Annotated in this window: 2 protein-coding genes; both read right to left on the bottom strand. The window is 36.7% G+C overall.

Features of this window, described 5'->3' with window-relative positions:
• Nucleotides 1-191, bottom strand: a 191-nt coding sequence (locus tag CSC62_RS17865) for a hypothetical protein (protein ID WP_425502052.1), incomplete at its 3' end; no start/stop codon positions are given.
• Nucleotides 188-1,203: AAA family ATPase (locus tag CSC62_RS17205; RefSeq protein ID WP_162407888.1), on the bottom strand; the 1,016-nt coding region annotated here is incomplete at its 5' end. The genes CSC62_RS17205 and CSC62_RS17865, both read right to left, overlap by 4 nt.

The following is a 1,203-nucleotide window of genomic DNA, read 5'->3' as shown; positions in this document are numbered from 1 at the left end:
TCAAGAGGGTGTGTCCTGTCGTAGGTAAATAACTGACCTGTCGAGCTTAATATTCTATATTGTTGTTCTTTCTGCAAAAAAGTGGGGAAGTGAGTAATGAAATTATTTCTAACATTTATCTGCATCATACCTTCCGAGCATTTATTAAGCATTTCGCTATAAGTTCTCGCTGGAAGAGGTAGTTTTTTCATTGTACTTTACCTTCATCTCTGTTCATTATCATCGCTTTTAAAACGGTTCGACCTTCTAATCCTATCTGACCATTATAATTTTTTAGAATGGTTTCATAAGAAAGCTCTGAATCAACGGACTGCGATAATAAGTGGTGGTATCCAGAATTTGTCACTTCAAGTAAAAACACCTCACGAGTTAAAACACCTAAGTTCTCACCGAATGTCTCAATATCCGGACGGATAATATTTATTGCTTCTCTTGACCGTAGGACTTTCCACATGCAGGATTTTGGAACCTCTTGCAGTACTACTGGGGAATGAGTTGCAATTATTGCTACACCATTGCGTGCATCGAGTAAGTCGCTTAATGTTCGTAAAAAAGCAGAGAGCAAAGGTGGATGCAGATGAACCTCTGGTTCATCGAATAAAACTAATGACTTTTCGCCAACGACATCTACTAATCTTGTGATAGTAAATAAAACAATTGCATGTCCAGAGCTCATTCGAAGCAGATATTTCTGGATATTGTCATAAAACAATTTAGTGAATTTATCATCGTCCACTTGAATCTGTGGTTCATTACGTCTTAACTCTTCATATTTAGAAATGAGGCTGATGAGTTCCATATTTGAAAAGTTTTCATCACTACTTAGTTTTTTGATAGCTTCAAGCCAGAGTTGTCTTTTTCTATCTACTCTCATACAACCAATAAATGCTGAAATGAATTCTAAGCGGAGATCGCCTAGTGATTTTAAACTATTGCTGGCAGCATTCTTGAGTCCAATATAAAAGTATTGTGTACCTTTTGCTGGGTCAGGTTGTTCTTTAGGAGGAGTAAAAGGATCAAATGCACTAAACGAAACTGAAACAAGCGATCGAAAATATCCCTTTGGGATTCTTGACTCGATAAGTCTATTATTTTCAGAGAAAAAATATTCATTGTTTTCTGGGTTGGTGATTGCACCAATCATTCCATTCAAAATTGTTGTTTTACCACACCCATTCCGCCCGATAAAAGCATGAATGTTCG

Origin of the sequence: Pseudoxanthomonas jiangsuensis (genome assembly GCF_010093185.1) — a bacterium.
GTDB lineage: Bacteria > Pseudomonadota > Gammaproteobacteria > Xanthomonadales > Xanthomonadaceae > Pseudoxanthomonas > Pseudoxanthomonas jiangsuensis.
This window is presented reverse-complemented; position numbering and strand designations above follow the sequence as displayed.